The sequence below is a fragment of the Shigella sp. SIG6 genome (assembly GCF_053555815.1).
The window spans coordinates 1-2,281 of the sequence record NZ_JBQZXC010000238.1 but is presented as its reverse complement, the minus strand read 5'-3'; the positions used below and the strand labels follow the sequence as shown (position 1 = coordinate 2,281).

Genomic DNA, 2,281 nt, shown 5'->3' with positions numbered 1-2,281 from the left:
AGCTTCTGCTTCCCAGGAAGCAAGCTGTGCCATGACATGTTGGTAGTCTTTAAGCGCTTTAGCTTTCGCCGCAGAGTCGGTCAGCAAGGCACCAGGCCACCAGAGGCGATCGCGCAGTTGCGGTTGTGTCACCAACAGGACAACATTTTCCACGGGGCCAACGGAAAGTGTCTGTTGTTCGCTAGACAGATAAATAGTCACTGTTCCTTGCGCAAAGGCATGGGGTGTCATTACGTAAAGTACGCTGGCAATGAAATACGACTGTAATTTATTCATGGTGCGGGTTTAAGAAACGTCATTTCTACGGGAATAACCCCTGCGCCTAACATTTGCCGACTTTGACGAACCTGGCCAGTAGCCGAATCGACCCAGAATGTGTTTTGCCACTGTTTTTCTGGCAGCGTGGAAGTCACCTCTTCCTGCCAGACATTACACAGCACATTGTGACCCGCAATATTCAGCGTCTCTAATCCAGCAAAGGAAAAAGTAGAACTTAGGGTCGCAGAGCGAAAATGGTTGTCTTCACTCCAGAGAATATCGCGCGTCCAGCGGCTGCCATCTTTTATTGCCAGCGCGTTACGCAGAGGGTCCCGCCCGGGATTTGTCACTTCCAGCAGATTATTATTAAGTTTGACGGTCTTTAAAAGACGTCCATTGTGGGTAACCAGCATGGCGTTATCCTGGGATAACCATTTGCTTTGTTCTTGTTCTATATATCCCAGTACCACAAAGATTCGTTGCCCTTCATTAAGGCGTAAATACATCGTGGAATAAGGCAACGCCTGGATATGCTGATCCGCTACAGTGATATCCTGATTATCGAAAAGGCTGGCGCGAAATGTATCGACCATACTTTGCTGGCTGTGCGTACATCCCGCAAGAAATAGTGCGAAAATCGATAAAATAAGAGGGCGCACCTTTAATCCTTGAAAGGTTAATTAAAAAAATGCAAATCTCTAAAGCCCGGTACGAATATCGCAACCGGGTATTATTTAACTTGAATTTCGACGCGTTTAAGCAGAATTAGCGCGTAGTGGACGTGGTGGTTGAGGTGTTATGAGAACCGCCATCGCCACTGTCATTTGCTGCAACTACTGCCAACGTCGCCACACCAACAGCCGTTGCCACACCGACAATTGTCGCCGTGCCGACAGCGCCAGCAGCCACGCCACTAGTGGTAGCCGCAGTCGTGGTTGCACCTGTAGTGGTCGTTGTGGTGCCAGTAGTACCTGTCGTTGCCTCGGTCCCGTTTGCTGCTTCAGGGGCAGCAAACGCAGCTGGCGTCGTCAACATGAAGGCCATAAGGATTGCAGAAAGCTTGTGTTTCATAACTTTTCCTTTATTCATCGCATGGACAATACGTACGCTTGAGATCAGGATTGTCTACTTTGAGTATAACATCCTTGTGAAATCTCCCTTTCCTCATACCGCTAGCACTATATACTGCGGGTGGGAAAGGCGCGCAGAGGGAAATATAAGATTGTTAACGATTTCCCTCTGGAAATACGACTTGTGAGCATAAGATAAATCTTAGAAAAATACGAATTAAAGATAAGAAAATTGTTACGAAAGCTATTAATTATTGTTGGTAATATAGTTTCAAGTGGTACTATAACTGGCTGTTAAATGGCATTTATAACTATTAGGTGCAGAGATATTCGCTTAAATGGATTAGTTTCTTGGTGGAAAAGTAACTGATGTTATAATGTATGGTGTTGACTATTGAACTATTCCAATAAAACCAGTCAGCTTTAAACAAGCAGCGTCATATTAAGAGAGATAAACATTTGCCGCTGTTGGTCCTCGCAGGCCATTTACGCGGCAAAATTCCACGCGTAATCCTGGTATAAGCACTTCTACGTCGCGGGGAGTGAATGCGGAAATATGGACCTGGACTTCTTTACGACCGTCGGAGGGGATAATGAATCCTTTGCCGCTTTTGCGATCAAAGGTTTTGACAATTCCTGTCATTTTACGGGGCAAACAAATTCCTTACTGAAAATACTGCGCTGCACTATACGGGGTTAATAAAATAAAGCCAGCGATATTTAAGACCGCCGGACGGCTAAAATAAAATTTGCTTAATCTCAATTATCATGCCTTAATAGCTGCGTCGGTTTGAAAGACAGACAGCATACAAAGTAGTTTACTAAAGCAGTTCTCATTATCAGGCATTATCCCCTTCTTTTGAGTCTCTCTCCTGAACACTAAGTGGTTTCTGTATTAAAGCCCTGTTTGCCGAAAGGCCCAAAATGAAGGAAGTAAAATATGTCTAATAAAA

4 protein-coding genes are annotated in these 2,281 nt (G+C 44.9%); all 4 read right to left on the bottom strand.

Annotated elements, in window-relative coordinates:
• The coding region (locus tag ACUU1M_RS19855; protein ID WP_449144769.1) for a capsule biosynthesis GfcC D2 domain-containing protein at nt 1–276 on the bottom strand (276 nt) is incomplete at its 3' end.
• A complete protein-coding gene (gene gfcB / locus ACUU1M_RS19850) occupies nt 273–917 on the bottom strand; it encodes a lipoprotein GfcB (protein WP_001247605.1) in 645 nt (214 codons plus the stop codon). The genes ACUU1M_RS19855 and gfcB, both read right to left, overlap by 4 nt.
• Nucleotides 918–1,023: 106 nt before the next feature.
• Nucleotides 1,024–1,329, bottom strand: coding sequence for a hypothetical protein (locus tag ACUU1M_RS19845; protein ID WP_005074252.1), 306 nt, complete (start codon nt 1,327–1,329; stop codon nt 1,024–1,026).
• Nucleotides 1,330–1,770: 441 nt separating this feature from the next.
• Nucleotides 1,771–1,983 (bottom strand): cold shock-like protein CspH, encoded by a 213-nt coding sequence (gene cspH / locus ACUU1M_RS19840; RefSeq protein WP_001137523.1) that lies wholly within the window; start codon nt 1,981–1,983, stop codon nt 1,771–1,773.
• Nucleotides 1,984–2,281 lie beyond the last annotated feature (298 nt).

Coding starts and splice junctions, on each gene's coding strand:
- ACUU1M_RS19845 (WP_005074252.1), bottom strand. CDS start 1,329: ATGAAACACAAGCTTTCTGCAATCCTTATGGCCTTCATGTTGACGACG.